Annotated in this window: 22 protein-coding genes; 11 read left to right on the forward strand and 11 right to left on the reverse strand. The window is 59.3% G+C overall.

Annotated elements, in window-relative coordinates:
- From imuA to ACSSNI_RS05340, 4 genes are all read right to left on the reverse strand, one after another.
- Entirely contained in the window at positions 1–618 is a 618-nt protein-coding gene (gene imuA, locus ACSSNI_RS05325) for a translesion DNA synthesis-associated protein ImuA (protein ID WP_200637049.1), read from the reverse strand.
- Between the two features lie 109 nt (positions 619–727).
- Positions 728–1,051: a DUF3325 domain-containing protein gene (locus ACSSNI_RS05330; RefSeq protein WP_200637046.1), complete on the reverse strand. Its 324-nt coding sequence runs from the start codon at positions 1,049–1,051 to the stop codon at positions 728–730.
- A complete protein-coding gene (locus tag ACSSNI_RS05335) occupies positions 1,048–2,562 on the reverse strand; it encodes a PepSY-associated TM helix domain-containing protein (protein ID WP_200637044.1) in 1,515 nt (504 codons plus the stop codon). The genes ACSSNI_RS05330 and ACSSNI_RS05335 overlap by 4 nt, the downstream gene beginning before the upstream one ends.
- Positions 2,559–2,855 (reverse strand): DUF3649 domain-containing protein, encoded by a 297-nt coding sequence (locus ACSSNI_RS05340; protein ID WP_102835449.1) that lies wholly within the window; start codon positions 2,853–2,855, stop codon positions 2,559–2,561. The genes ACSSNI_RS05335 and ACSSNI_RS05340 overlap by 4 nt, the downstream gene beginning before the upstream one ends.
- Before the next feature lie 330 nt (positions 2,856–3,185).
- On the opposite strand from ACSSNI_RS05340, the gene mtnA reads away from it, so the two are divergent.
- From mtnA to rpsA, 8 genes are all read left to right on the forward strand, one after another.
- The gene (mtnA, locus tag ACSSNI_RS05345; protein ID WP_200637041.1) at positions 3,186–4,262 is read left to right on the forward strand and encodes an S-methyl-5-thioribose-1-phosphate isomerase; all 1,077 of its coding nucleotides are present in this window, start codon (positions 3,186–3,188) and stop codon (positions 4,260–4,262) included.
- A 122-nt stretch (positions 4,263–4,384) separates the two neighbouring features.
- On the forward strand, positions 4,385–7,192 hold the full coding sequence (gene gyrA / locus ACSSNI_RS05350) for a DNA gyrase subunit A (protein ID WP_200637039.1): 2,808 nt from the start codon (positions 4,385–4,387) through the stop codon (positions 7,190–7,192).
- A 139-nt stretch (positions 7,193–7,331) separates the two neighbouring features.
- On the forward strand, positions 7,332–8,417 hold the full coding sequence (gene serC, locus ACSSNI_RS05355) for a 3-phosphoserine/phosphohydroxythreonine transaminase (protein ID WP_102835446.1): 1,086 nt from the start codon (positions 7,332–7,334) through the stop codon (positions 8,415–8,417).
- Positions 8,417–9,514, forward strand: coding sequence for a prephenate dehydratase (gene pheA, locus ACSSNI_RS05360; RefSeq protein ID WP_102835445.1), 1,098 nt, complete (start codon positions 8,417–8,419; stop codon positions 9,512–9,514). Before serC ends, pheA begins: the two co-directional genes overlap by 1 nt.
- A 105-nt stretch (positions 9,515–9,619) precedes the next feature.
- Positions 9,620–10,729: a histidinol-phosphate transaminase gene (gene hisC / locus ACSSNI_RS05365; protein WP_200637036.1), complete on the forward strand. Its 1,110-nt coding sequence runs from the start codon at positions 9,620–9,622 to the stop codon at positions 10,727–10,729.
- Positions 10,726–12,972 carry a bifunctional prephenate dehydrogenase/3-phosphoshikimate 1-carboxyvinyltransferase gene (locus ACSSNI_RS05370; RefSeq protein ID WP_200637034.1) on the forward strand — a complete coding sequence of 749 codons (2,247 nt, stop codon included), beginning with the start codon at positions 10,726–10,728 and terminating at the stop codon, positions 12,970–12,972. The genes hisC and ACSSNI_RS05370 overlap by 4 nt, the downstream gene beginning before the upstream one ends.
- Positions 12,969–13,655, forward strand: coding sequence for a (d)CMP kinase (gene cmk / locus ACSSNI_RS05375; protein ID WP_148924043.1), 687 nt, complete (start codon positions 12,969–12,971; stop codon positions 13,653–13,655). The genes ACSSNI_RS05370 and cmk overlap by 4 nt, the downstream gene beginning before the upstream one ends.
- Positions 13,656–13,827: 172 nt before the next feature.
- Positions 13,828–15,513 carry a 30S ribosomal protein S1 gene (gene rpsA / locus ACSSNI_RS05380; protein ID WP_083380720.1) on the forward strand — a complete coding sequence of 562 codons (1,686 nt, stop codon included), beginning with the start codon at positions 13,828–13,830 and terminating at the stop codon, positions 15,511–15,513.
- A 152-nt stretch (positions 15,514–15,665) separates the two neighbouring features.
- Here the strand turns inward: rpsA and ACSSNI_RS05385 are convergent, their stop codons facing one another.
- A complete protein-coding gene (locus ACSSNI_RS05385) occupies positions 15,666–16,109 on the reverse strand; it encodes a MarR family winged helix-turn-helix transcriptional regulator (protein ID WP_200637032.1) in 444 nt (147 codons plus the stop codon).
- Positions 16,110–16,188: 79 nt separating this feature from the next.
- Here ACSSNI_RS05385 and ACSSNI_RS05390 point away from each other — a divergent pair, with 79 nt between their 5' ends.
- A complete protein-coding gene (locus tag ACSSNI_RS05390; RefSeq protein WP_200637030.1) occupies positions 16,189–17,355 on the forward strand; it encodes an aminotransferase-like domain-containing protein in 1,167 nt (388 codons plus the stop codon).
- A 35-nt stretch (positions 17,356–17,390) separates the two neighbouring features.
- The gene (locus ACSSNI_RS05395) at positions 17,391–17,996 is read left to right on the forward strand and encodes a glutathione S-transferase family protein (RefSeq protein ID WP_159968417.1); all 606 of its coding nucleotides are present in this window, start codon (positions 17,391–17,393) and stop codon (positions 17,994–17,996) included.
- Positions 17,997–18,065: 69 nt separating this feature from the next.
- On the opposite strand, the gene folE is transcribed toward ACSSNI_RS05395, so the two are convergent.
- The 4 genes from folE to ACSSNI_RS05415 all read right to left on the reverse strand — a co-directional run bounded on the left by folE (position 18,066) and on the right by ACSSNI_RS05415 (position 20,520).
- Positions 18,066–18,611: a GTP cyclohydrolase I FolE gene (folE, locus tag ACSSNI_RS05400; protein ID WP_045427837.1), complete on the reverse strand. Its 546-nt coding sequence runs from the start codon at positions 18,609–18,611 to the stop codon at positions 18,066–18,068.
- Between the two features lie 114 nt (positions 18,612–18,725).
- A complete protein-coding gene (locus tag ACSSNI_RS05405; protein WP_102835438.1) occupies positions 18,726–19,283 on the reverse strand; it encodes a Smr/MutS family protein in 558 nt (185 codons plus the stop codon).
- A 90-nt stretch (positions 19,284–19,373) separates the two neighbouring features.
- Positions 19,374–19,691 carry a hypothetical protein gene (locus tag ACSSNI_RS05410; RefSeq protein ID WP_200637028.1) on the reverse strand — a complete coding sequence of 106 codons (318 nt, stop codon included), beginning with the start codon at positions 19,689–19,691 and terminating at the stop codon, positions 19,374–19,376.
- Positions 19,692–19,881: 190 nt separating this feature from the next.
- A complete protein-coding gene (locus tag ACSSNI_RS05415; RefSeq protein WP_200637026.1) occupies positions 19,882–20,520 on the reverse strand; it encodes a cysteine hydrolase family protein in 639 nt (212 codons plus the stop codon).
- Positions 20,521–20,708: 188 nt separating this feature from the next.
- Here ACSSNI_RS05415 and prmB point away from each other — a divergent pair, with 188 nt between their 5' ends.
- Complete coding sequence (gene prmB / locus ACSSNI_RS05420; protein ID WP_200637024.1) at positions 20,709–21,638, forward strand: 50S ribosomal protein L3 N(5)-glutamine methyltransferase; 930 nt, start codon at positions 20,709–20,711, stop codon at positions 21,636–21,638.
- Positions 21,639–21,678: 40 nt separating this feature from the next.
- Here prmB and ACSSNI_RS05425 read toward each other — a convergent pair whose 3' ends face one another.
- Entirely contained in the window at positions 21,679–22,419 is a 741-nt protein-coding gene (locus ACSSNI_RS05425; RefSeq protein ID WP_200637022.1) for a hypothetical protein, read from the reverse strand.
- A gap of 115 nt (positions 22,420–22,534) precedes the next feature.
- Entirely contained in the window at positions 22,535–23,500 is a 966-nt protein-coding gene (locus ACSSNI_RS05430; protein WP_200637020.1) for an alpha/beta hydrolase, read from the reverse strand.
- Between the last annotated feature and the right edge of the window lie 125 nt (positions 23,501–23,625).

A 23,625-nucleotide genomic window follows, 5' to 3' on the forward strand; every position in this document is an offset into this window, starting at 1 on the left:
TCACTGCCATCCCACGGCAGAAATCGGCTGGACGGGCGCCAGTCCGCCGCGGCACTTGAGTACACGCACTTGAGCCGGCCGAGCTTCGACTGCCAAGCGCAGTGCCGCTGGAGAAGGATTCACGGCTTCGTGCAAAGAGCGGTAGGCGAAGGCCAGCGTCTGTCCGGTTTCGGCGGCCACCTGCAGGCGACGCAAGGCGCGATCATCCGCTTTCTGCGGCCAGCACAACACAGCACCACAACTCCCTGAACGCAGACACTGTTCCGCTGCCCACAATGCATCACGTCCTTGCGCTTGAACGAGGCTGAGTTGGCGCAGATCGACGCCGGCAGCGAGCCAGGCATGAGGGAAGGGCAGATGAGGCGGGGCGATCAGTACCACCCGTTCGCCAGCAGCGGTCAGGCGTGCCAGGGTGGGCCAGAGCAGCCGTAACTCGCCAATCCCGGTGGTAGCGATCAGCAGCTCGCTCAGTGCTGCATCCGGCCACCCCCCGCCGGGCAGAGCGGCGTCGAGTGTGGGATGTCCGGTTGGCTGGTTACTGGTCGAGACGACGCTGGGCTGGCCGCGCCATAGGCGGCGTGCATCGAGCAACCGATCAAGGGAGACAACGGAGGACATGATGAACCGCAAACCCAGAATACTGTATATGGATACAGTATTCTGCTTTGTCTGAGTGCGGGTCAAGTCGATGTGATGAACGTCATCGACTGAGGGGGTATGCGCTAGCTCACACTAGAACGTTCAGGGCTCCTATCACGCTGAGGGCAGCGCCCATTGGCAGTGCCATGCGCTCACGCCAGGCGAGCATCAGGCCTACCAGCAGCCCGGCGCACATCAACTGACCCAGGCAGACGATCAGACCTATCGACACCCCCAGTGCTGCCACATCAAGCATGACGATGGCGATCAGCAGTCCGCCTGCCAGCAGCCGCAGCCCTCGCTGTAGAAGAGGGCTTGGTGCCCGACTGAACAGTTGCCGATGATGACGGGGCATGGCCAGGCACAGCGCAAGCATGCCCACGTAAGCCAACGCAAAAGCGAGTAGCGTCATGGTGAAACCTCCTGCATGCGCCTCTCTCGTGCCGGTCGCGCCTCGGGGCGAGCAACAGCCCGCCAGGCACACACCAACCCAACGGTCAGCAATACCAGGTCGATGCCGAAGAGCGTCATGTCACCTCGCGTCAGGCTCGCAACAAGGTTGCCTTGCGGAGCCACGATACCGTTCAGCGCAGGCAGGCCAAGGGCGAGAATCGCCAGGACCGCAAACAATTGACGGGTGGTCCGTGCTGGTTGGCCAGGCCTGATGCATGCGAAGGCTGCCACTGCCAGCCAGCTCAAGGCGAAGCACCAGCCTTCGACTGCCGCCCGCTCAGGCAGGGTGTCCGGCAACAGACGGTTGGCCCAGAGGAGGGTGAGCGAAGCGATCGGAAATCCGAAAAACACCGCTCCGTTGAGTGCGCGAACCACCTTTAGCCCTGTGATCTGCCGAGCTTCACGCTTGCGCAACCAGACTGCTGAACCGGCAATCAGCATTGCGCAGCCGGCCAGTCCCATCAGTCCGTAGAACAGTCGAACGATCTGCCCGCCGAATTGCGCCATGTGCAAACCGACCATCCACATATAGGCCTCGTAGCTGGTGGGTGCCTGCTGCTGGTGGAGCATTTCGCCAGTGGTGGCGTCGTAATTCAGGGTGTCCTGTGGTGAACCGATACGTGAAGGGTCAAGCCGACGAATGCTGACCACTGCCGAGGCGTCGAACGGGTGCTCGACGATCAACCAGCCTGGCTCGCCGCCGTTCCAGCGCTGACGGGCCTCGCTGATCAGACCATTCAGGGAAGTCAGTTCACCTGCGGGTTTGTCCATCTCGTTGCGGTGATAGCCGCCCTGGACCTCCTCGAAAAAGGCCAGCGGATCTCCGTCATAGGCCACCATCGCGCCGGCCGGCATGTAGGTCGCGACAAAAATGGCGACACCTGTGTAAGCCAGCACCAGATGGAAGGGCAGGCCGATTACCCCGAACAGGTTATGCGCATCGAGCCAGGCACGTTGGCCGTTGGCCTGCGGCCGGAGGGTGAAGAAGTCCTTGAAAATCCGCCTGTGAACGATGATTCCGGACACCAACGCGACCAGCATGAACATGCCGGCAAGGCCGACGATGTACATGCCGATCGTGCCCGCCTGAAGGTTGTAGTGCAGGGTGAAGAAGAACTCACCCCCCAGCGTGTCCGGCATGGGCTTTCCGGTAGCGGGATCGAAAGCTGCACGGCCGCGTTCGCCAGTACCATCTTTCTCCCAACCCAGCTTCCAGTAAGGTTCGCGTTCGGTAGGACCGTGCAGCCAGTAGGCATGCAGAGGCCCTTCCACATGGGCGTTCAACCACTGCCGGACGTTGTCAGCATCGATGGTGCTGGTTGCAGGCACGTGCAACGCGGGCCGCATCCAGCGTTCGATTTCCTTGTCGAAGCAGGCCAGCGTGCCGGCGAACAGAATGACGAACAGCAACCAGCTGGGCAGAAGCCCGCCCCAGGTGTGCAGCCCGGCCATCGATTGACGTAAGGTCACGGTCGGCTTCTCCATTCAACAGGCAGATAAGCAGCCAGACAGAGCAGTACTGTCAGCGCTCCCAGCCAAAGCCAGGCCCGCAAGGCGCTGCGGGCCGCAAAGGTGTAAATGACGGCGGCTACCCAGACGGCAAAACACAGCAAGCTGGCTGTGACCACTCGATCCGCTCGCGCCAACGGCAAGTAAACAGATAGAAAGGCGGTAGAGCCGAAAGCCAGCGCATAGCCGCCGAACAGAGCGGCCGTGATGCGGCCGGCCAAGTCCAGTGAGAGGAGGGGGTGGTAACGCTTCATGACAGAGACGATCCGCGGATGGTAGGCGCTCATGTTAATGCGAATCTGTTTGATTTGTAATAAGCAAGAGCTCTGGTTGCTCACGCAGCGATCCAGCGGAAGCGCTGAAGCCAATCAACAGCGGCCAGCGACCGTCGCTTGTGCTAGCAAAATCAGTCGATTAGGATTCGCGCCGGGTGAACGGTGCAAGGCGATTATTCGGTCCGCCGTCCCAATCTATTGAAGCGAGGAAGCCCGGCCCGAAAGCGACCGGGCTTCTTTGTTTTCCGGCCTTGATTTCGCGCCGAAGCGCTCGTCAGCCAGGCCACTGCTTACTAAAAGAGGTATGCCATGCGTGAACGTTTGTTGGCCGCGGAAAAGGTAAAGGCCATCGAATGGGAGGGCGGACAGCTGCGTTTGCTCGACCAGCGCAAGCTGCCCCTGGAGGAGCTCTGGCACACCTGTAATTCTGCTGCAGCGGTGGCCGCGGCGATCCGTGAAATGGTCGTGCGCGGCGCGCCAGCCATCGGTATCAGCGCCGCCTACGGACTGGTCATGGGACTAAGGGCCCGGCTCGCCGAAGCTGAGGACTGGCGTGCGGCACTTGAATCCGACTTTGAGCTGCTGGCGGCCACGCGTCCAACCGCCGTCAATTTGTCTTGGGCGCTGAACCAGATGCGCGAACGCCTTGACCGTCTGAAGCCCGGCGAAGATCCGCTGACCGCTGCCGAGGCTCAGGCGGCGTCCATCCATGCCAGTGATCGCGAAGCCAATCTGACCATGGCGCAATTCGGCGTCGACCTTATTCGCAAGCATCAGGGCAACTCGCAAAACATTCTGACTCACTGCAACACCGGGGCATTGGCTACCGGAGGGTTCGGCACTGCGCTCGGCGTTATCCGCGCGGCACACCTGGAAGGGCTGGTCGAGTGTGTCTATGTCGACGAAACCCGTCCGTGGCTGCAGGGTTCCAGGCTGACCGCCTGGGAGTTGGCCGGCGAGGGCGTGCCGGTCATGCTGAATGCCGACTCGGCGGCGGCGCATCTGATGAAGACCCGCGGCATCACCTGGGTCGTTGTTGGCGCCGATCGGATCACGGCCAATGGTGACATCGCCAACAAGATCGGTACCTACCAGCTTGCCGTGCTGGCCATGCACCATGGCGTACGGTTCATGGTGGTAGCAGCCAGCTCGAGTATCGATATGGAGCTGGAGTCAGGTGAGGACATTCCCATCGAGGAGCGCGGCGGTCACGAACTGTTGGAGGTCAACGGCCAACGGTTCGCGGCTGATGTCGAGGCATTCAACCCGGTGTTCGATGTGACTCCGGCTGACCTGATCGATGCCATCGTCACTGAAAGAGGCATCGTCGAACGACCGAATGCGGCCAAGCTCGCCGCGCTGATGAGTCGAAAGCGGCTCCATTGAGGTTGGCGATGCACACCCGGTCATGCATTCCAGAGTGCATCCTGGAGCCTGCGGCTCCCCAGCTGTGATACCATTCCGCGCTTAATCGCAGGACCCTGCTGACTACAAGGAACCAGGCTTCCATGGGCGAACTGGCCAAAGAAATCCTCCCGGTCAATATCGAAGACGAACTCAAGCAGTCCTACCTCGACTACGCCATGAGCGTAATCGTTGGTCGTGCGCTGCCGGATGCGCGCGACGGATTGAAGCCTGTGCATCGCCGTGTGCTTTTTGCCATGAGCGAGCTGGGCAACGACTGGAACAAGCCGTACAAGAAATCCGCCCGTGTGGTCGGTGACGTGATCGGTAAATACCACCCTCACGGCGACTCAGCTGTTTACGACACTATCGTGCGTATGGCGCAGCCTTTCTCGCTGCGCTACATGCTGGTCGACGGCCAGGGCAACTTCGGTTCGGTGGACGGCGATAACGCTGCAGCCATGCGATACACCGAAGTGCGTATGGCCAAGCTGGCGCACGAGTTGCTGGCGGATCTGGATAAGGAAACCGTCGACTGGGTGCCCAACTACGATGGCACCGAGCAGATCCCGGCAGTCATGCCGACCAAGATTCCAAACCTGTTGGTCAACGGCTCCAGCGGTATCGCCGTGGGCATGGCGACCAACATTCCGCCGCACAACCTCAGTGAAGTCATCGACGGTTGCCTGGCGCTGATCGAAAACGCCGATATCACCATTGATGAACTCATGCAGTTCATTCCTGGCCCGGACTTCCCGACCGCGGGCATCATCAACGGCCGCGCCGGCATCGTAGAGGCCTACCGCACCGGTCGCGGACGCATCTATATGCGTGCCCGCTCGACCATCGAAGACATCGACAAGGTGGGTGGCCGTCAGCAGATCGTCATCACCGAGCTGCCTTATCAGCTGAACAAGGCGCGGCTGATCGAGAAGATCGCCGAGTTGGTCAAGGAAAAGAAGCTCGAAGGCATCACCGAGCTGCGCGATGAGTCCGACAAGGACGGCATGCGCGTAGTGATCGAGCTGCGCCGCGGTGAAGTGCCTGAGGTCGTTCTGAACAACCTCTACGCTCAGACCCAGTTGCAGAGCGTGTTCGGCATCAACGTGGTGGCCCTCATCGACGGCCAGCCGCGCACCTTGAACCTCAAGGAGCTGCTCGAAGCCTTCGTCCGCCATCGCCGTGAAGTCGTGACTCGCCGGACCGTCTATGAGCTGCGCAAGGCGCGTGAGCGTGGGCATATTCTCGAAGGCCAGGCAGTCGCACTGTCCAACATCGATCCCGTGATTGCGCTGATCAAGGCCTCGCCGACGCCGGCCGAAGCCAAAGAAGCGCTGATCTCCAAGGAGTGGGAATCGAGTGCAGTTGAGGCGATGGTCGAGCGCGCCGGTGCCGACTCCTGCCGTCCTGAAGGTCTCGATCCGCAGTACGGTCTGCGCGACGGCAAGTATTACCTGTCTCCGGAACAGGCCCAGGCCATTCTTGACCTGCGCCTGCACCGCCTGACGGGGCTTGAGCACGAAAAACTGCTCAGCGAGTACCAGGAGATTCTCACCCAGATCGGCGAGCTGATCCGCATCCTGACCAACCCGGTGCGCCTGATGGAGGTTATCCGCGAGGAGCTCGAAGGCGTTAAGCGGGATTTCGGCGACGCGCGTCGTACCGAGATTCTCGAAGCGCGGCTGGATCTGACTCTGGCTGATCTGATCACCGAAGAAGAGCGCGTCGTCACCATCTCCCACGGCGGTTATGCCAAATCCCAGCCGCTTGCCGCTTATCAAGCGCAGCGTCGGGGCGGTCGCGGCAAGGCTGCAACCGGCGTGAAAGAAGAGGATTACGTCGAGCATCTGCTAGTTGCCAACAGCCACACCACGCTTCTGCTGTTCTCCAGCAAAGGCAAGGTTTACTGGCTCAAGACGTATGAAATTCCAGAGGCCTCGCGTACGTCTCGTGGGCGTCCGCTGGTGAACTTGCTGCCGCTCTCCGAGGGTGAGCACATCACCGCGATGTTGCAGGTCGATATCGAGGCGGCGCGGCAGCAACAGCTTAACGGCGACGATGATATCGAAGACGCCGAAATCATCGGCGAAACCGATGATGTCGAAGAGTCGATTGAGGGTGACGAGACCGACGAGTCGGTGGACGAACCTACCGGTACTTATATCTTCATGGCCACCGCGAAGGGCACCGTGAAGAAAACGCCGCTGTCGCAATTCAGCCGCCCGCGTAGTGTGGGTCTGATCGCGCTCGGCCTGGAGGAGGGCGATACCCTCATTGCTGCCGCCGTGACCGATGGTGCGCGCGAAGTGATGCTGTTCTCCGATGGCGGCAAGGTTATCCGGTTCAAGGAAAAGCACGTCCGCACCATGGGTCGTACCGCCCGCGGTGTGCGTGGTATGCGCCTGCCTGAAGGGCAGCGCCTGATTTCGATGCTGATCCCTGAGTCAGATGCCCAGATCCTGACGGCGAGCCTGAACGGTTATGGTAAGCGCACCGTGCTGGATGAGTTCCCGCGCCGCGGTCGTGGCGGTCAGGGTGTGATTGCAATGGTCTCCAATGATCGGAACGGGCCGTTGGTTGGCGCAGTTCAGGTGCAGTCAGGCGAGGAAATCATGTTGATTTCCGATCAGGGCACGCTGGTGCGTACGCGAGTCGACGAGGTGTCTTCGCTGGGCCGCAACACGCAGGGCGTTACCCTCATCAAGCTGGGCAAGAATGAACACCTTGTAGGCCTTGAGCGGGTACAAGAACCTTCCGAAGAGGACGTCCTGGAAGATATCGAGGCGGTAATCGATGAAGATGCGCTGGATAAGGAAATGCCCGTAGTCAGCACCGAGCCAGGCGAAGATGATTTGCTGGGCGGCGGGGGCGACGTTCCGCCAGATGTAGTGCCCACCGACGACGAGGATTGATCGGACGACGGCGCAGCCTTGAAGGCTTCGCCGTCGTTTCGTGTGTGCCTCTTTGCAGATGAAGGAATGGCGAGCACTGAGCCGAGCCCTTGGCGCGGACGGAGCGAGCTAGGTATCGACCGTTTTTGAGAGAACGAAGATGAGCAAACGCGCGTTCAATTTCTGCGCTGGCCCGGCCGCGCTCCCTGAGGCCGTACTGCAGCGCGCCCAGGCTGAACTCCTTGACTGGCATGGACGCGGTCTATCCGTGATGGAAATGAGCCATCGCAGTGACGAGTACACAGCGATTGCCGAGAAGGCCGAGCAGGATCTGCGCGATCTGCTGAGCATTCCTTCGAACTACAAAGTGCTGTTTCTGCAGGGCGGTGCCAGCCAGCAGTTTGCCGAGATACCGCTGAATCTGCTCCCTGAAGATGGCGTCGCCGATTACATTGATACCGGCATCTGGTCGCGAAAGAGCATTGAGGAAGCCAAGCGTTTCGGCCACGTCAATGTAGCCGCCAGCGCCAAACCCTATGACTATTTCGCCATCCCAGGCCAGAACGAGTGGAAGCTGAGCGCCAATGCCTCGTACCTGCATTATGCAAGTAACGAAACCATCGGCGGCTTGCAGTTCGACTGGGTTCCGGAGGTAGGCGACACCCCGCTCGTTGTCGATATGTCGTCGGATATTCTTTCGCGACAGCTGGATGTTTCCCGCTTTGGTCTGATCTATGCGGGTGCGCAAAAGAACATCGGGCCATCGGGTCTGGTGGTGGTAATCGTTCGTGAGGACCTGCTTGGGCGGGCGCGTTCCAGCTGCCCGACCATGCTCAATTACCAGATCGCCGCCGACAATGGTTCGATGTACAACACACCGGCGACCTTTTCCTGGTACCTCTCGGGCCTAGTGTTCGAGTGGCTGAAGGAGCAGGGTGGCGTCGAAGCCATGGAGCAGCGCAACCGCGCGAAGAAGGACTTGCTCTACGGCGTGATCGATTCAAGCGATTTCTATTCCAATCCAATAGCCACCAACGCCCGTTCCTGGATGAATGTCCCGTTCAGGCTTGCCGATGAGCAGCTGGACAAAGCGTTCCTGGCCGGTGCGGACGCGCGTGGGCTACTCAACCTCAAGGGTCACCGTTCAGTGGGAGGCATGCGTGCTTCCATCTACAACGCGGTCGGCCTGGATGCGGTCGAAGCGCTGGTCGCCTATATGCGCGAGTTCGAGAAGGAGCACGGCTAATGAGCGATGTCGATCGGCTGAAGGCGCTGCGTGTACGCATCGACAGTCTCGACGAGAAGATTCTCGAGCTGATCAGTGAGCGGGCTCGTTGCGCTCAGGACGTGGCTCGGGTCAAGACAGCCGCGCTCGCGGAGGGCGAGGAAGCGGTGTTCTATCGCCCCGAGCGCGAGGCCTGGGTGCTCAAGCACATCATGGAGCTGAACAAGGGGCCACTGGATAACGAGGAAATGGCACGCCTCTTCCGGGAAATCATGTCGTCCTGCCTGGCGCTGGAACAGCCGCTGCGGGTTGCCTACCTTGGGCCGGAAGGCACCTTCTCCCAGGCTGCGGCGCTCAAGCATTTCGGTCAGGCGGTGATCAGCAAGCCGATGGCCGCGATCGACGAGGTGTTCCGTGAAGTGGTCGCCGGTGCGGTCAATTTCGGCGTAGTGCCTGTGGAGAACTCCACCGAAGGGGCGGTCAACCATACCCTCGACAGTTTTCTCGAGCACGACATCGTCATCTGCGGCGAAGTCGAGCTTCGCATCCATCATCACTTATTGGTGGGCGAGACAACCAAGACGGATCGCATCACCCGTATCTACTCGCATGCCCAGTCGCTGGCGCAATGCCGCAAGTGGCTTGATGCGCACTACCCGAACGTCGAGCGCGTGGCGGTTTCCAGCAATGCAGACGCCGCGAAGCGGGTCAAAAGCGAGTGGAACTCCGCTGCGATCGCCGGCGACATGGCGGCGCAGTTGTATGGCTTGACCAAAATTGCCGAAAAAATCGAGGATCGCCCGGACAATTCCACGCGCTTTCTTATCATCGGCAGCCAGGAAGTACCGCCCACCGGTGATGACAAAACCTCGATCATCGTTTCCATGCGCAACAAGCCGGGCGCGCTGCATGAGCTGTTGATGCCGTTTCATTCCAATGGCATCGATCTCACGCGGATCGAAACGCGGCCGTCGCGCAGCGGCAAATGGACCTATGTGTTCTTCATCGACTGCATCGGTCACCATCAGGATCCCTTGATCAAGGATGTCCTGGAGAAAATCGGCCGCGAAGCGGTGGCACTGAAGGTGCTGGGGTCCTATCCCAAAGCAGTACTCTAAATAGCAGCTGCAAGCTGGCAGCTGAGGCTGGAAGTCGAGAGCAACGTCGTTTGCCTGGCGCTTCAGACTTCACGCTCCGGGCTTGCAGCTCCAGCGGAGCTGAATATGTCTTGTGATTTCCTTGCGCTGGCTCAGCCAGGTGTGCAAAAGCTGTCGCCCTATGTGCCTGGCAAGCCTGTGGAAGAACTGGCCAGAGAGCTCGATCTCGATCCGCAGTCCATCGTCAAGCTGGCCAGCAACGAGAATCCGCTGGGCCCCAGCCCGAAAGCCCTCGATGCGATCCGCGCGCAGCTTGATGAGCTGACCCGCTATCCCGACGGCAACGGTTTCGCGCTAAAGCAGAAACTGGCGCAGCGTTACGGCGTCGGCATCGAGCAGGTCACGCTCGGAAATGGCTCCAACGACATACTCGAGCTGGTCGCACGGGCCTATCTAGCCCCTGGTCTCAATGCGGTGTTCAGCGAGCATGCGTTTGCGGTTTATCCCATTGCTACCCAAGCTGTGGGCGCTGAGGCCAGGGCTGTCGCTGCCAAGCAGTGGGGGCATGATCTGAATGCCATGCAGGCCGCCATTGATGCGAACACCCGGGTCGTGTTTATCGCCAACCCCAATAACCCTACAGGTACCTGGTTCAGCGCCGCAGCGCTGGAGCAATTCCTGGCTGCCGTGCCTGAGCATGTCCTGGTGGTTCTCGATGAGGCTTATATCGAATATGCCGATGATGGGGAGCTGCCGGACGGATTGGCTTTCCTGAGCTCGCACTCGAACCTGCTGGTTTCACGCACTTTTTCCAAGGCCTACGGGTTGGCGGCGCTGCGCGTGGGCTATGCGATCTGTTCAGCTCAGATCGCGGATGTCCTTAATCGCGTGCGACAGCCATTCAATGTCAACAGCCTCGCGCAAGCCGCGGCTTGTGCAGCGCTTGATGACCACGAATACCTGGCCAGAAGCCGTGCCAGCAATGCCGCTGGTATGCAGCAACTGGAAGCGGGATTCAAAGAGCTGGGGCTGGAATGGATACCTTCCAAAGGTAATTTCATAGCGGTCGATTTTGGCCGTGACGCGGCCCCCATCAACCAGGTATTGCTGCGTGACGGAGTGATCGTACGGCCTGTGGCTGTTTACGGGATGCCGACTTTTCTCAGGGTGTCGATCGGTACCGGCGCTGAGAACGAACGGTTTCTGGAAGTTCTGCGCAAGGCGCTTGGACGTTGAGCCGAAACGGCGAGCCGCTCCCCGGAACGAAGCCGCTGCCTCGACTGGCCGTCGTTGGTCTGGGTCTGATTGGTGGCTCGTTCGCCAGGGGGCTGCGTGAAGGCGGGCACTGTGGCGAGGTCGTCGGGTTTGACTTGGACCCACGGTCGCGCGAGTTAGCGGTCGAACTCGGAGTAGTGGATCGCTGCGCTAGCAGCCTCGCCGAGGCCTGTCAGGGCGCAGACGTGATTCAGCTTGCCGTCCCGATCCTGGCGATGGAGCGCCTGCTGGCCGAACTCGCGCGGCTCGATCTCGGGCAGTCGGTGTTGACTGACGTAGGCAGCGCCAAAGGCAACGTGGTCCGCTGCGCCCGCGAACAGTTTGGTCGAATGCCGCCTCGCTTCGTGCCTGGGCATCCGATAGCCGGCTCGGAACAGAGTGGTGTCACAGCTGCCCAAAGCACGCTTTTCCGCCGGCACAAGGTAATCCTGACGCCTCTGGAAGATACCGATCCGGCTGCGCTAGCGCTTGTAGATGGGTTGTGGCGTGCCTTGGGCGCCGATGTCGAGCATATGGATGTCCGGCATCACGATGAAGTGCTGGCCGCGACCAGTCATCTGCCGCATTTACTGGCATTTGGTCTTGTGGATTCGCTGGCAAAGCGCAACGAGAACCTGGAAATATTTCGCTACGCCGCGGGTGGGTTTCGAGATTTCACCCGTATTGCGGGCAGCGATCCGGTGATGTGGCACGACATCTTTCTCGCCAATCGAGAAGCGGTGCTGCATACCCTGGACGATTTTCGTGCCGACCTCGACGCCCTGCGCGCCGCGGTCGATGAAGGAGACGGGCATACATTGTTGGGCGTGTTCACGCGCGCCAAGGCTGCCCGGGAACATTTCAGCAAAATACTGGCTCGCAGAGCCTATGTGGACGTTATGCATTCCAAAGATCTGATCTTCCTCGCCAATCCTGGCGGCAGCCTCAGCGGCCAAATTCGTGTTCCAGGTGACAAATCCATTTCTCATCGATCCATCATGCTTGGTTCGCTCGCAGAAGGCACCACAGAAGTTGAGGGCTTTCTTGAAGGTGAGGATGCACTGGCAACCATCCAGGCATTCCGCGACATGGGTGTGGTTATCGAGGGCCCTAATCAGGGGCGTGTGACGGTTCACGGTGTCGGCCTGCATGGCTTGAAGGCGCCGCCAGGGCCGATCTATCTCGGTAATTCCGGCACATCAATGCGCCTGCTGTCCGGCTTGCTCGCAGCCCAGCCGTTCGATACCACCCTGACCGGCGACGCCTCGCTGTCCAAGCGGCCGATGAACCGTGTCGCCAAGCCCTTGCGCGAGATGGGGGCGGTGATCGAGACGGCCCCGGAGGGCCGCCCGCCGATGATCATCCGCGGCGGTCAGAAGCTTTCCGGTATGCACTACGACATGCCCATGGCCAGTGCTCAGGTCAAATCCTGCCTGCTCCTCGCGGGTCTGTATGCTGCCGAAAAGACATCCGTCACTGAGCCTGCGCCAACACGGGACCATACCGAGCGGATGCTGCAAGGCTTCGGCTATCCGGTGCAGGTTGAGGGCAACACGGCTACGGTCGAGTCAGGTCATACCCTGCGCTCGGCTCAGATCGAAGTGCCAGCCGATATTTCGTCGTCAGCATTCTTTATGGTTGCTGCGAGCATTGCGCCGGGTTCCGATATCACGCTCGAACACGTAGGGGTCAATCCGACTCGTACCGGCGTCATCGACATTCTCAAGCTGATGGGCGCCAACATCGAATTGATCAATCAGCGCGAAGTGGGCGGTGAGCCGGTTGCGGATATCCGCGTGCGTGCCGCTCAGCTGAAGGGGATCGATATACCCGAAGAACTCGTGCCGTTGGCGATTGATGAATTCCCTGTGCTGTTTGTGGCTGCATCCTGTGCCGAAGGGCGAACCACGCTGCGCGGAGCCGAGGAGTTGCGAGTCAAGGAGTCCGATCGCATTCAGGTAATGGCCGATGGTCTACAAGCACTCGGTGTGAATGCCACTCCCACCCCGGATGGGATTATTATCGAAGGCGGCAGCTCCTTTGGTGGCGGAGAGGTCTGGGCGCACGGTGACCACCGTATCGCCATGTCCTTCAGTGTGGCCGCGCTTCGGGCAAGTGCACCGATCCGAATCCACGATTGTGCCAATGTTGCTACCTCGTTTCCGAACTTTCTTGCACTGGCCGAGCGGGCCGGGATGCGAGTTGGTGTGGAGGATAACTCATGATCAGGCAGGTCCCCGTCATCACCATTGACGGTCCGAGCGGTTCCGGCAAAGGTACCGTAGCGGCGTTACTGGCGGCCAAGCTGGGGTGGAATTTCCTCGATTCCGGTGCGCTGTACCGTTTGCTTGCCTTCGCAGCGCGCAACCACGGCGTAGATCTGACCAATGAAGAGGCTCTGAAACTGCTGGCCGCTCATCTGGATGTGCAGTTCGGAGCGGCCAAAGGTGGCGAGGGAATGCAGATCATCCTGGAGGGCGAAGACGTCACTCAGGCGATTCGCAACGAACAAGTCGGCGCTGGGGCCTCACAGGTCGCCGCGTTGCCAGTGGTACGTGAAGCGCTGCTGCAGCGGCAGAAAGCCTTTCGTGAACCGCCCGGACTTGTTGCTGACGGTCGAGATATGGGTACGGTGGTTTTCCCCGACGCGCCATTGAAGATTTACCTTACGGCCAGTGCCGAAGAACGGGCCCGACGCCGTTACCTTCAGTTGAATAGCAAGGGTGATGATGTTAATCTCGCGAGTCTTCTCGATGAGATACGGGCGCGCGACGAGCGTGATACCCAGCGTGACGTGGCGCCATTGAAGCCGGCAGATGATGCGGTTCAGCTGGATTCCACCGATCTTTCCATCGAGCAGGTGCTAGGACAGATTCTGAGCGAAGTTGCCAAACGCGATTTCGCCTGAAGAGCGACCGCCGAGAGGCGGCCTGACGGTCACCCAATTCGGGGGCTGTTAACAAGGAGGCATGTGGGAGACCAGATCTAGTCCCGCAGGCCTTTTTTTATATGAATGAACCCACTTCTATCTGGGATGTGGAGATTGGGCGGATCCTCGTCCGAAAACAGCAGGAATAAACATGAGCGAAAGCTTTGCAGAACTTTTTGAAGAAAGCCTAAAAACCCTCGACATGCAGCCGGGTGCGATCATCACCGGCATCGTGGTCGACATCGACGGTGACTGGGTCACTGTTCATGCCGGTCTGAAGTCCGAGGGCGTCATCCCGGTCGAGCAGTTCTACAACGAGCAGGGCGAGCTGACCATCAGCGTGGGTGACGAAGTTCACGTTGCGCTGGACGCGGTTGAAGATGGCTTCGGTGAAACCAAGCTGTCCCGCGAAAAAGCCAAGCGTGCAGAGTGCTGGATTGTTCTGGAAGCGGCTTTCGCAGCTGAGGAAGTGGTCAAGGGCGTTATCAACGGTAAGGTTAAGGGCGGCTTCACTGTCGACGTTAACGGCATCCGTGCGTTCCTGCCAGGTTCCCTGGTTGATGTCCGTCCAGTGCGTGATACCACTCACCTGGAAGGCAAGGAACTCGAATTCAAGGTCATCAAGCTTGACCAGAAGCGCAACAACGTTGTCGTTTCCCGTCGTAGCGTCCTGGAAGCCGAGAACAGCGCCGAGCGTGAAGCTCTGCTGGAATCGCTGCAGGAAGGCCAGCAGGTCAAGGGTATCGTCAAGAACCTCACCGACTACGGCGCCTTCGTGGACCTGGGCGGCGTGGACGGCCTGCTGCACATCACCGACATGGCCTGGAAGCGTATCAAGCATCCGTCGGAAATCGTCAATGTTGGCGACGAGATCGACGTCAAGGTGCTGAAGTTCGACCGCGAGCGTAACCGCGTGTCGCTGGGTCTGAAGCAGCTGGGTGAAGACCCATGGGTTGCCATCAAGGCTCGTTACCCGGAAAACACCCGCGTTGTCGCGCGTGTTACCAATCTGACCGACTACGGCTGTTTCGCTGAGCTGGAAGAGGGCGTTGAAGGTCTGGTGCACGTTTCCGAGATGGATTGGACCAACAAGAACATCCACCCGTCGAAGGTTGTACAGGTCGGCGACGAAGTGGAAGTCATGGTTCTGGACATCGACGAAGAGCGTCGTCGTATCTCCCTGGGCATCAAGCAGTGCAAGTCCAACCCATGGGAAGACTTCTCTGGCCAGTTCAACAAGGGCGACCGCATCTCCGGCACCATCAAGTCGATCACCGATTTCGGTATCTTCATTGGTCTGGACGGCGGCATCGACGGTCTGGTTCACCTGTCCGATATCTCCTGGAACGAAGCTGGCGAAGAAGCCGTGCGTCGCTTCAAGAAGGGCGACGAGCTGGACACCGTTATCCTCTCGGTCGACCCGGAGCGTGAGCGCATCTCCCTGGGCATCAAGCAGCTGGAAGACGATCCGTTCTCCAACTACGCCGCCGTCAATGACAAGGGCAGCATCGTTCGCGGTACCGTGAAAGAAGTTGACGCCAAAGGCGCCATCATCGATCTGGGCAACGATATCGAAGCCACACTGAAAGCCTCTGAAATCAGCCGTGACCGCGTTGAAGACGCGCGCAACGTACTGAAAGAAGGCGAAGAAGTCGAAGCCAAGATCATCAGCATCGACCGTAAGAGCCGCGTTATCAGCTTGTCCATCAAGTCGAAAGACGTTGAAGACGAGAAGGACGCGATGAAGGAACTGCGTACCAAGCAGGACGTAGAGCCGACTGCCGGTCCGACCACCATTGGTGATCTGATCCGTGCACAAATGGAAAACCAGAACTAAGTTCTGTAATCCATAAAAAAGGGCGACTGCGGTCGCCCTTTTTTGTGCCTGAATTTTGTGTCTTTGGGATCGAGCAAGGTTTGGTGCTTAGACCCGCCTTTAGTGGTTGGGCAGCACTGCAGCCAGTTAGCAGTCTGACTGCCGGCCGGTTTTCAGATGCGCGTCATGCCCGTTGCCAGTGCTTGGTTTACCGCCAGCCAGCCATTCACTGCATCTTCTCCTGCATGCTCAAAGGCCCGTTCGAGCAACCGCACCTGCTCGCGTCGCAATGCCTGTTCGAGCTTTGCACCTTCCGCGGTGAAGCGCAGCATGCGCTTGCGCTTGTCGTCATCGGCCGTCCTGCTTTCCACAAGGTGCATCTCGATCAGCTGGCGCAACGGCGTATTCAAGGCCTGCTTGCTGACCCCCAGGTAACCGAGTAGCTCCTTCACACTGAGGTCTGGATAACTGGCGATAAAAAACAGGATCCGGTGATGCACCCGGGACAGTCCGCGTCGAGCAAGCATCTCGTCCGGCTTGGCGGTAAAGGCCTGGTAGCCCAGAAAGAAACTCTCCATGATCTGGCGCTGGACAGTGCTTTTTTTTAGGTCAGGCATATTGACGTATTCACGATTGGGGGCGTAATTTCGGTCAAGCAGTTTGACTCATTTTTCTTTTCCCCGCATCTGGTGCCCCATGGCCTTCTCCGAACGCGTCGACCGCCTGAAAAGCTCGCTGATCCGTGAAATTCTTGCCGCTGCACAGCGACCTGAGGTGATGTCGTTCGCCGGTGGATTGCCTGCCGAGCCCATGTTGCCGAAGGTAGATTGGGCGCCTATGCCGGCGAGCCTGGGGCAGTACGGGATGAGTGAAGGGGAGCCCGCCTTACGCGAAGCCATCGCTGCTGAAGCACGTGCCATCGGAGTTTCTTGTTCTGCCAGCCAGGTACTCATTGTCAGTGGTTCCCAGCAGACGCTGGACCTCGCTTCCAAGCTGTTCATTGATCGGGGCACCGAGGTGCTGCTTGAGGCGCCGACTTACTTGGCTGCGCTGCAGGCCTTTCAATTATTCGGTGCCGAGTGTCCGGCAGTGGCGCAGGAAACCGATGGCCCATCGCTGGCCGCGCTGCGTCAGCGGCTGGAGCAGCACAAGCCGGCTTTTGCCTATCTTATTCCGACGTTCCAGAACCCTTCGGCGGTGCGTTATAGCGAGGAAAAGCGCGACGCAGTAGCCGCGCTGCTTGATGAGTTTGGCGTAACCCTGATTGAAGATGAGCCCTATCGCGAACTGGTATTTGACGACGGGCGGGCTCGCCCAATCGTTAGCCGCTTGCACAAGGCGAGCTGGATCTACACCGGGACGGTTTCCAAGACGCTGCTACCGGGGCTGCGAGTCGGCTATCTGATCGCGACCCCAGACCTGTTCCCTTATCTGTTACGTCTGAAGCAGTCAGCTGACTTGCACACCAATCGCATCGGTCAGTGGCAGGCGCTTCAGTGGCTTGGCAGTGAGCAATATCGGGCGCACCTGAGCGAGCTGCGCAGCTTCTACCGCCTGCGTCGGGATGCTATGCAGGCGGCGTTGGCGGAACATTTCACTGATCTCGCCGATTGGTTGGTACCACAGGGCGGGCTTTTCTTCTGGCTGCAGCTGAAACAATCGATCGACACCCGAACGCTGCTTGATTCGGCGCTAGCACAGGACGTGGTGTTCATGCCGGGCGAACCGTTCTTCGTCGACCCAGAACAGAATCTTGGATATCTGCGGCTTAACTTCAGTCACGTCGCACCAGAGCGCCTTGATGAAGGCATTCGCCGGCTGGCAGGGGTAATCCGTGAGGCGCTGTTGGTCGAAGCAGCCTAGTTCAGGCGCGGTGGGAACAGCCGCTGGAGGGGCAAATGACTTACAAGGTTTATGGCGACCATCGGTCCGGCAATTGCTACAAAGTGAAGCTGATGCTGCACTTGCTCGGGCTGGCGTATGAGTGGATTCCGGTGGATATCCTGCGCGGTGAAAGCCGCGAGGCTGCCTTTCTGGAAAAGAATCCCAACGGCAAGATTCCGGTGCTCGAACTGCAAGACGGTACCTGCCTATGGGAATCGAATGCGATTCTGAATTTTCTTGCCGAAGGAAGCGAATACCTGCCGGCCGATGCTCGCTTGCGGACCCAGGTTCTTCAGTGGCAGTTCTTTGAGCAATACAGCCATGAACCCTTCATCGCTGTAGCGCGCTTCATCAAGGTTTACCTCGAGCTGCCTGATGATCGCCTTGATGAGTATGCTGCCAAGCAGCTGGATGGCTATCACGCGCTCGATGTGATGGAGCAGCAACTACTTCGCACGTCATATCTGGTTGGCGAGCGTTACTCGATCGCGGATGTGGCGCTCTATGCTTATACCCATGTAGCCGAGGAGGGTGGCTTCAGCCTTGATCGCTACCCGGCCATCAGCGCTTGGCTGCAGCGTGTAGAAAGTCACCCTCGCCATGTCGGTATGTACGATTAACGCCAAACGTGACCGCGTGGTTAAGGCGCTAGCCTCACGCGGGCACGGTTAGGCTCACAGCCTTGCAGCTTATTTGACCAAGCCGAGAAATTCGCTGCGGGTCGCAGCATTCTCGCGAAATTGGCCGAGCATGACCGAGGTGACCATCGATGAGTTCTGTTTCTCGACGCCGCGCATCATCATGCACATGTGCTGCGCTTCGATCACCACAGCGACCCCCCATGCACCTGTAACCTGCTGAATCGCTTCTGCAATCTCGCGGGTGAGATTTTCCTGGATCTGCAGCCGGCGCGCATACATGTCTACGATGCGGGCGACCTTCGACAGGCCGAGCACCTTGCCGTTGGGCAAATAGGCGACATGAGCCTTACCGATGAAGGGCAGCATGTGATGCTCGCACAACGAATAGAGTTCGATGTTCTTGACCAGCACCATTTCGCTGTTGTCGGAGCTGAACAGTGCGCCATTCGTAACGTCCTCCAGCGTCTGCTGGTAGCCCTTGCACAGGTACTGCATGGCTTTGGCGGCCCGCTTGGGCGTATCGAGCAGACCCTCGCGGTTGACGTCCTCACCCAGTTGGCCAAGGATCGCGGTGTAATGTGTTTCCAGAGACATTTGTCTACCTGTCAGGCTTGCAAATAAGCGCGAGTGCGAAGGTTAGGGACTTGACGGCTGGGCTGCAAGCAGCGCGCGCCTTATTAGAGAGGTTCATGAGTGGCCGCGCCAGGGTTACTCGTCGCGCCCTTCGAGCATGGTTCGTTTGAGCATCACATACACCGCGCCGGTACCGCCGTGTCTCGGCACGCAAGAGGCGAAGCCCAAAACCTGAGAGTGCTGGCGTAACCACGTATTGACGTGGCTTTTGATCAAAGGACGCTTGCCGTCCTTTCGTGCTGCCTTGCCATGGGTTACGCGCACGCAGCGAATCTCGAGTTTGCTCGCTTCGGCGAGAAAATCCCAAAGCAGCTCACGGGCTTTCTCGACGCTCAGTCCATGCAAATCCAGGCTGCCCTCGAACGGGATTTGTCCCGCTTTCAGCTTGCGCATCTGGCTGTCCTGAACACCGTCGCGGACCCAGTACAGTTCGTCTTCAGCCGCAACATCAATTACAAACTGATCAGACAGCCCGTCGATCCGGATATCGCCGTCGCTGATCGAGGCGTTGGCCCGCAGCGTGGCGATCTGTGCCTTGTTGCTGCGTGGTTTGCCCGTCTCAGCCCGATCGTGCTCAATCGGCTTGACGCCACGCACAGCTGATCTGAACAGTGAAAAATCATCGTCTTGCATGAGGCCTCCGCGTTAGTCGGCCATTTTATCGCAAAGCTTCTGTCGTGAGCCGCATCCATTGCCGACGACGACATCGGGCTGGCCGACATCTCAGCGCCTTTTTCCGAGGCGCGGCGACAGGCTCAAGTCGTTCGATGCGTGCGCGCGGCGGCGAGCTCGGCGTCGGATGATCATGCCTAGGAGAAGTAGAACCACGCCCAAGGTCAACAACGTCACTGCGGCTTCTTTATCCAGCGGCATGCTAGTGAGGGCTTCGATTTCGCTAAACAGCGAAGCCGCGCCAATGCCGGTGAAGAGCACTCCAGAGACGATCAGCAGCAGGCCGAGCGCGGCCCCAAGTCGCGAGCCCCAGCTGCGGTGTTGGCGAGGGCGGAGACGGCGAGCATCGAATCCATCGGTTCGTTTCATTCCAGTTCGCTCCTCAGAACGGCTATCGCCCCGTTAAAAAACGCAGGCGAGGTAGGCAAGACGAGGCGAAAGCAGCCGAAGACGCCGGGTTTGACTGTACTTGAAGATCACGCTGAGATTTTTCTACAGCCGGGTTGCCAGGGCAGGCCAGGTATCAACAGCCTGCTACTCCTGAATCCATTGGGCCAGTCTATTCGATGTCAGCTAACACTTTTCGGTTCGGTTCGGTTGCGGCTTGTACCAATGCGCCGGCATCAGCTACGCAGACCGCAAAGTTGTCCGCGAGAATGGTCATCTCCATACGATGCACCTCTGCCGCCGCAATTGCGCCGTCTCCCATCGGCAGGTCGCGTGTGGCACAGGCCTTGTCAACGAGTGTGCAACGGTAGCCGTAATCTTTTGCGGCGCGGACCGTGGTGCTCACGCTTGAATGTGTCATGAACCCACAAACAATGAGGTCGAGGCGACCATGCTGCTGCAAAAGTTCATGCAATCGTGTGCCGGCAAATGCGTTGGGCAGCGTTTTGCCGATCACCGTTTCGCCAGGAAGCGGCGCTGCCTCCGGCATGATCTGACCGCGTAGCCCTTGAGGATCGAACAGCCCACCCGGAATGCCCAAATGGTGGACATGCACGATGGGTGCGCCAGCCGCGCGGGCGGCGGTCAGTAGCTCGCTGACCTGCTCAAGCGCCGACGTCAGATTCGGTAGTGCCAGTGTCCCCGTCCGATATTCTTCCTGAACGTCAATGACGACAAGGGTCGCGTTGGCCAGAGTCGCCGGTGCATAACTGCGGCCACTGAGCTGAAGCATGGTCTGTGGCTTGGACATGACTGACTCCTTGTTCTGAGAGGGGCATGATTGTGGCGCCAGTCGCGCGAGATGTGAACAGCCATTAAGTGATGAATTGGTCATATAGATTGGTGTTATGGGCGTTTTGCCATCGCACATAACCGCAAAACTCGCGAAACGCGCGTGGCCATCGGCTAGACTTCCGCCCTTTTTAGAGGAGATGCCCCGTGACCGCTTCGCCTTCCCGTTTGCGTACTTTGCGTGATCATATTCGCTGGGCTGTCAGCCGCTTCCACGCCGAGCAACTTTTCTTCGGCCACGGCACGGACAACGCTTGGGACGAGGCGCGTCAGTTGGTACTGGGCGCCTTGCACTTGCCCTGGGAAATGGCTGACAGCTATCTCGATTGTCGGCTGGAAGACGATGAGCGTGAACATCTGCAGACTCTGTTGCAGCGACGGATCGAGCAACGCGTACCGACTGCTTATCTGCTTGGACAGGCCTGGTTTTGCGGGCTTCCATTCATCGTCAACGATCACGTGCTGATTCCGCGCTCGCCGATTGGCCAATTGATTGAACGACGCTTCGAGCCGTGGTTGGCGCAGGCGCCAGCACGAATTCTGGATCTCTGTACCGGCTCCGGTTGCATCGGCATTGCCTGCGCCTATGAGTTTCTTGATGCCGAGGTGCTGTTGGCCGACCTGTCATTCGAAGCGCTGGAAGTGGCCAATCGCAACATTGAACAGCATGGTCTGGAAGACCGGGTCTACACCGTTCAGAGCGATGGATTCGATGGTTTACCCAAACAGCGCTTTGACCTGATCGTTTCCAATCCGCCGTATGTGGACGCCGAAGACTTTGCCGATATGCCTGCCGAGTTCCAGCATGAGCCGGCACTCGGCCTGGCTTGCGGTGACGATGGTTTGGATCTCGTTCGAAGAATACTGGCGGAGGCGGCGGACCATCTGACGGAAAAGGGCAGCCTGATTGTCGAAGTCGGCAACAGTCAGGTGCATGTCGAGGCGCTTTATCCTGAAGTCGACTTCACCTGGCTCGAGTTCACCGAGGGTGGGCATGGGGTTTTTCTGCTTGCCGCGAGTCAATGCCGTGATCATCAGGCGCTCTTCCAAGAGCGGCTTGTGCCAAAGGGCAACTGACGGTCTGCGCGGTACTCTGCTCGGTACAAGGGCAGGGCTGTCAGCGGGTTGCGATCCAGATCAGTAGCCCGGCCTGAAACAGTGAGAACACAATCAGGCAGGCAATGGTGAATCGGAGGGTGCCATCCTCTCGACGGAGTTTGCTCAATCGTTCATGGGTGTCGCGAATCCGATTTTCCTGTTCGAGTAGATTTCGATCAGCCTGCTCGAGCATAGCCGCCGCTTCTTGCAGTTCGATGATCTGCACTTTTTCGAGGTTCCAGTCTGGCCGTAAGGCGCTGACACGAGCTGCGCTATAGGTTGCCTTGGGCTTCTGGGGCTCGGCGTAGACCACGTCGAATCCTTGACTCAGCAGGCAATGATCGCGCCGCAACCGTGCATCTTCGCCGGTTATATCCTTGACCGGCAGCGCGCCGCCTTCTACCAGATAGTGCGCCCAGCGTCGTTGCGCCCAAGCTGCCCCTTGCGCCAGCAGGAAGCGCCCGAGGCCACGGTTTATCGGTTCTACATGCAAGCCTGAATCGGGGCCGAAGCGCAGCTCCTTGGCCCGGTGGTCGGCCCAGACCTCCAGCAGGTTCTGCTGCTTCGATAACACTTGGCCCGGTATACGAATGAAGAGCCTCAACAGGCTCTGCTCAGGCGTATGTCGCTCGACCTGGGCCAGCTCGACGAAACGCAGCGGACGTGTCCCGGTGTCCCGGTCGGTAGGCAGCGGAGCCAGACGGAGCAGCCGGAATCGATCCGGCGCGAGCGCGGCCCAGGGGTGCGGCTGCTGCGCCACCGCGGGCGTCTGGGCGTCGTTTTCTTCAGGGCTGTTGGGCTGTCGGTCATCTCGGTGTCCATAGGCCTGGCGGTGGTCGTTGCGGCAGGCAAGGAGCGTATCGGCCGGCGGTCGCCTAACTGGAGGCTGGCAATACGCCGTGCTCGGTCAAGAACCGGCTGATCTGTTCCGTCAGTTCATGCGCGATAGGCAGTTCGGGGCTGTTGTAGGAAGCCACTTGTCCGGCGCTATCCTGCGGCGTGATGCGCAATACGTGGCCCATCCCTTTGATCAGCGCTAACTCGGCATCTGCCCTGGCCTGTTTCAGCGCTTGCGCATCTTTGGAGCTGACCTGAATGTCATGAGAGCCCTGAATGATCAAGGCCGGCGCTGTGGTGTTGGCAAATGCAGCGGCCGGATCTTCCTGGAACAGAGAGATCAGGTAGGGTTGAACGCTCAAGCGAAAAAGCACTTGCAGCGGCTCGGGCACCTGCTGGTGGATTCTTCCCGCGTTCAGTTCATCGATCAGGTAGTTCGCGCTTGCCAGAAGCGCTGTTGGTAGACGGCCCTGCAGCTGCTCTCGCAGTAGCGCATCGATGGGGCGACCGCTGCCTGCGAGGCTGATCAACGCGGCAGGTTTGACGGTAGGTTCGGCCAGACTGGCAATCAATGCGCCTTCGCTATGGCCAATCAGCACGAGCGCCGAAAACCGTGGATCGGCTTGTAGCAACCGTGACCAAGCCACTGCATCGTCGACATAGTCTTCTACCTTCAACTGACTTTCGTCCGGCGCCACCGGTTGGCTCTGACCGACTCCACGCTTGTCGTAGCGCACACTGGCGATACCGCGCTTGGCCAATGCCTGCGCCAGTCGCTTGAGGCTGTCGTTGTGTCCCAGTGGGTTGTTGCCGTCGCGGTCGGTCGGGCCCGATCCTGCTATCAACAGCGCGACCGGCAAGGGTGCGTCAGTCTTAGGCAGCAGCAGGCTGCCATGAAGATGCCCGGCCGGCACCTGCACAGTCATCCTCTGATTTACCCACGTCTGGGCTTGGGCTAAGGGAGCGAACATGGCGAGCAAGCCGAGCAGTAAAAAGAAACGCATGGACAAAAATAAACCATAGGCGGAACGGGGATACGAAGCGAGCTCGCGAGCCGGCGGGTTGGCAGTATGCGCCGCGTCCGCAGGCAGCGAAACCTTCAGCAGCTCGGGTATACTTCCGCCCCCTC

This window comes from Stutzerimonas tianxiuensis (genome assembly GCF_053470365.1).